The following is a 691-nucleotide window of genomic DNA, read 5'->3' on the forward strand; positions in this document are numbered from 1 at the left end:
GATGCCGATGGTGCCTTGGTTACACAAACCTTTACCGTCAACGTCACCGGTGCGGATGATGCACCGACCCTGGATGCGATCACCAGTGGTTCGATTGCCGAAGTCGATCAATCCAGCACAACCTCAGACGCCAACCTCAGTGGCACCTTGAGTGGTGCGGATGTCGATGATGGCGATACCCTGATTTACGGTATTGATACTGGGGCTGTCACGGGTACCACGGCCACCTTGGCGGGGACTTACGGTACGCTGACCCTGGATACGGCCACTGGCGACTACAGCTACAGCAAAGACGCCGCTGCGATCGAAGCGTTGGATGCGGGCGATGCTGTTAGTGATCTGTTCACCCTGACGGTCACCGATGCCGATGGTGCCTTGGTCACGCAGACCTTTACCGTCAACGTCACTGGTGCGGATGATGCACCGACCCTAGATGCGATCATCAGCGGCTCGATTGCCGAAGTCGATCAATCTAGTTCGACTACGGACGCGAATCTCAGCGGCACCTTAAGTGGTGCGGATGTCGATGATGGCGACACCCTGACTTACGGTATTGATACTGGGGCTGTCACGGGTACCACGGCGACCTTGGCGGGGACTTACGGTACGCTAATCTTAGATACTTCCACCGGCGACTACAGCTACAGCAAAGACGCCGCTGCGATCGAAGCGTTGGATGCGGGCGATGCTG

General features: G+C 57.3%; 1 protein-coding gene. It reads left to right on the top strand.

Annotation, left to right across the window (positions count from 1 at the left end):
- A partial coding sequence (locus tag Q4488_RS18780) for a VCBS domain-containing protein (RefSeq protein ID WP_303582133.1) occupies positions 1-691 on the top strand: 691 nt, incomplete at both ends.

Source organism: Amphritea sp. 1_MG-2023, from assembly GCF_030547545.1.
GTDB lineage: Bacteria > Pseudomonadota > Gammaproteobacteria > Pseudomonadales > Balneatricaceae > Amphritea.